The sequence below is a fragment of the Desulfonatronum zhilinae genome, assembly GCF_900182865.1.
GTDB lineage: Bacteria > Desulfobacterota > Desulfovibrionia > Desulfovibrionales > Desulfonatronaceae > Desulfonatronum > Desulfonatronum lacustre.
Genome location: NZ_FXUJ01000068.1, coordinates 1 through 2,967 on the forward strand (window position 1 = coordinate 1; position 2,967 = coordinate 2,967).

Here is a 2,967-nt window from a genome sequence, read left to right on the forward strand (position 1 = left end):
GAGTGTTGCCGGATTCTTGGGCCTGTTCCTTTTCATTCATGGCTTTCAGTATAAGGCAGCTGAGGCAGGCAAGCAAGGGGCGGTATCGATCCCGGCTGAGCAATTTGCACTATTTCAGCGAAATATCGAGGCCCATATTTTCGATTTAAGGCCCTCAAAGGACGTTTGGCAGGGTAGGGTGTCCCTGAAACGGCTCTTGAGTATTATTTCCGAGAGGTAAAAAAGAGGCTGCTTGGTGCGGCCTCTTTTGGGTTGGGGGTTACGGACTACGGCTACCTCCGAGACTTGCTCAACAGATCAATTAACAGGCCGATGCCGATCCCGACAAGATTTCCGAGCAGGGCTGGCAGGTTGTTTTCCGATGCAGGGCCGGGTTCGTTGGGTTTTTCGTTACTCACTGGTTCCTCCGTGTGGTTAAGGGTTGGAGCGCCGGTCTGGAAATGCTGGCGCTGGTGGTTATTGCTGAAGTTGTACGATCAGGGCAGAAGCGTCTTTGACGCTGAGGGCGTTCAAGTTCAGGCCGAATGCTTCCATGGCTTGGGCCTCGATGTCGTCTTCAGTGAAGCCCTTGCGATGGGCCAGAGACATGATTGCTCGCATTTGGGGCTCGGTGATTCCGCCGTGTTGGCCGTTTCCGTTACTGCCGTTGTTCCCATTGCCGTTGGTGTTCTGAGAAGCCTTGGAAGGGGCAGGCTGCTGTGGCTGCAACTGAGGCTGCTGGGCCGGGACTGCTTGAGTGGAAGCCTTGGTGGTTTTTCGGGGTTGGCGGGATGCGCCGCTTCCATTGCCGTTGCCGTTCCCACTCCCGTTGCCGGAAGCAAAGCTGGTACCGCTGTTGGAACCAGCGAAGGCGTCCACTTCTCCACCGAGTTCTTCCAGGGCCGTGATCCCGATGTTTGTGAGATCGCGTAAGGCACGGGCCTTGGCCCTGGTGCTGGCCATTCGGATAAGGTGGGCCGAGATCATCTTGTTCGTATTCGTGGGGGATGCGTCTCCCCAATCCGAGAAAATCTGGCCGGATGAGGACTCTGCTATGGCTCGGCAGATAGCTTCGTTCCCATTTTCGACGTTTGGGTGCTGGACCAGTTCCACCTCCAACCGGGCCAAGCCCTGCTGATGAGCCAGGTCAAGCAGTCCAGCGTAGGTAACGAAGTCTTTGCCTTTCAGGTTGATCAGGAAACGGTCATCGAGGCGGGGACGGATTGCTTGCGGTGTCGGGACAAGGGCCGACTTGTCTGAGTATTCTTGAAGCATGGTGCCTCCTTTTTGGTTTGTGGCTAGAGCAGGCCCTCGGCCTGAAACGAGTAATGCCCGAACTTGCCAATAATAACGTGGTCCAAGAAACGGATATCGAGAAGCTCAGCAGCCTTTTGAAGCTCCTGGGTCAGTTGTTGGTCATGGGTGCTGGGCTGGGGGTCGCCTGCTGGGTGGTTATGAGCCACGATAATGGCTGAAGCCTGCTTCAGTAGGGCGTAGCGGATAATTTCCCTCGGATACACGGCGGTTGTATCCACGGTTCCCCGGCTCATTACCCTCCTGGCAATCAGGTTGTTCTTGGCGTCCAGGAAGAAGGCCACGAAGTATTCAACCTTCTTGTCACGGTAGGGCAGCATATGAACGGCTACGAATTCCGGCTGAGATAGGTTGGTGCAAGCTGGTCTGGCATCATACAGTTCCGAGAGCAGTTCTTTTACTCGGCTCATGGGGTGGTCTCCTTGTTGGAAATGAAAAGGCCGGTTCCCTTTGTGAAGAGCCGGCCTTAATGGTTGTGATTGTTTGTGATTTGCTGGTGCCAGTCTATGCCGCCAAGCCAAGATGTTCAGGCTGCTTGGGGATCAGCGAGAGAAGGCTTCCCATATGCCGCGCAAGGTCTTCAACCGTTTCATTTGAAAATACGGCGGCGATGCGCTTGGGGGCTGGCGTTGCGTCTGCGATCAGCGGCATCGTTCCGTTTTTCGGAGCCGTTACGTCAGAAGGGAAGCCCAGCAGGTTCATGTCGGCCTGGTCTATAAGGAGCACGCGCCGGGTTTTGTCCGGTGCTGTCTCGCTTTTGAACACATGCAGGCTTGTCGGGGCCTTGTGGTCGCCGATCTGGAACAGCAGGGGAGTTTGGTAGCAGGGCACTACGTTCGCCGGGTGTTCCATGGTTGCGATGGCCTGGGGAACCTCGTCGTGGAAGCTGATGGAGTTGGTTTCAATCTTCAGGGTGGTGGTGATCACTTGTTTCCGCATATCCTCGTCAGACAGGTTGAAGACCAAGCCCAGATCCGGCTCCAAAATGCTCTGGTGGATAGCCACGGCTCCGGAGATGATGAAGCCCCAATTACTGATCACCATTACGGGGCCGGGCTTCTTTTTCAGGTACGTACGGATTGCTGAGGTTTTGATTGCTGTGGTTGTCATGGCGGGTTACTCCTTGTTGGTGGTTAGTAATGATTCAAGCAGCTTGAAGGCTTTTTGGGGTAGGTGTTCAACGCGGTCGACGATTTCACAGATTGGGAACAGGGACGTGTTGTACAAGCCTTCAATGCCGAGCGTTGCGACCTCGACGCCAAGGGTGCGGGCTTCTTCCAAAGCGATTCTTGCTGATTGGAAATCGTTGGGTTCTCCGTCGGTTAGAAGTACAACCAGCTTCCGGCTTTCAGTAAGGGGAACCATTGACGCCAAGACATACCGAAGGCTTTCTGCAAGCGGAGTGCAGCCACGGGCGTAAAGTGGCCAGAGCATCGTTCCGGTTGGTTTCTGGCCATGCTTGAGTAGCGGGGCCACCGGATACACGTCGTGTCTGCCCGAGATGTCTTGGTTGTAGGGATAGTGAGCCGGGAACAAGGTCAGGGCCAAATTGATGCCTCTCTGGTGGGCCAGGGCCTTTACCAGGGCGAAAACAGCCTCCTTTGCGATTGCCAGACGCCGCCCGTCCATGCTTCCGCTGATATCAACCAGCAGGTGGATGGCTGTATTTACTTG

General features: G+C 55.3%; 6 protein-coding genes. 1 reads left to right on the forward strand and 5 read right to left on the reverse strand.

Features of this window, described 5'->3' with window-relative positions; genetic code table 11:
* A partial coding sequence (locus AC559A_RS18880) for a hypothetical protein (RefSeq protein ID WP_498819242.1) occupies window positions 1-220 on the forward strand: 220 nt, incomplete at its 5' end.
* Window positions 221-272: 52 nt separating this feature from the next.
* On the opposite strand, the gene AC559A_RS18885 is transcribed toward AC559A_RS18880, so the two are convergent.
* The 5 genes from AC559A_RS18885 to AC559A_RS18905 form a co-directional block, all read right to left on the reverse strand.
* Window positions 273-398, reverse strand: a complete 126-nt coding sequence (locus tag AC559A_RS18885) for a hypothetical protein (protein ID WP_498819243.1) — start codon at window positions 396-398, stop codon at window positions 273-275.
* A 58-nt stretch (window positions 399-456) separates the two neighbouring features.
* A complete protein-coding gene (locus AC559A_RS18890; RefSeq protein ID WP_498819244.1) occupies window positions 457-1,254 on the reverse strand; it encodes a hypothetical protein in 798 nt (265 codons plus the stop codon).
* A gap of 23 nt (window positions 1,255-1,277) precedes the next feature.
* Entirely contained in the window at window positions 1,278-1,703 is a 426-nt protein-coding gene (locus tag AC559A_RS18895; protein WP_498819245.1) for a JAB domain-containing protein, read from the reverse strand.
* Between the two features lie 94 nt (window positions 1,704-1,797).
* Entirely contained in the window at window positions 1,798-2,403 is a 606-nt protein-coding gene (locus AC559A_RS18900; RefSeq protein ID WP_498819246.1) for a hypothetical protein, read from the reverse strand.
* Between the two features lie 6 nt (window positions 2,404-2,409).
* A partial coding sequence (locus AC559A_RS18905) for a VWA domain-containing protein (protein WP_498819247.1) occupies window positions 2,410-2,967 on the reverse strand: 558 nt, incomplete at its 5' end.

What these genes read in the sequence shown, in the direction of transcription:
- AC559A_RS18890 (WP_498819244.1), bottom strand. Translation starts at nt 1,254, where the DNA reads ATGCTTCAAGAATACTCAGACAAGTCGGCCCTTGTCCCGACACCGCAA.
- AC559A_RS18900 (WP_498819246.1), bottom strand. Translation starts at nt 2,403, where the DNA reads ATGACAACCACAGCAATCAAAACCTCAGCAATCCGTACGTACCTGAAA.
- AC559A_RS18895 (WP_498819245.1), bottom strand. Translation starts at nt 1,703, where the DNA reads ATGAGCCGAGTAAAAGAACTGCTCTCGGAACTGTATGATGCCAGACCA.